Genomic DNA, 245 nt, shown 5'->3' with positions numbered 1-245 from the left:
ACGCCGGAATAAAGCACCTGGTCGGCAAGGGCAAAGGCATCGGCGAACGTGGTCTTCTCGCTGGCCACCCGGAACAGGTTCTGGTTCGGGATGATCAGCAGGGTGTCGACCGTCTTCAGCAACTCCTCGATGCCGGCTTCGGCAAAGCGCATGCGGCGCTTTCCCTCGAAGTAGAATGGCTTGGTGACCACGCCGATCGTGAGAATGCCGAGCTCGCGCGCGATCCTGGCGACGATGGGGGCAGC

General features: G+C 62.4%; 1 pseudogene. It reads right to left on the bottom strand.

The window, feature by feature from the left end:
- Positions 1 to 245 (bottom strand): annotated as a pseudogene (locus AC0L3K_RS40855) (cell division protein FtsZ); the annotation flags it as partial.

Source organism: Bradyrhizobium sp. MI1.10 (genome assembly GCF_055811035.1).
The sequence above is the reverse complement of the archived record's forward strand: the minus strand, read 5'-3'. Positions and strand labels throughout refer to the sequence as shown.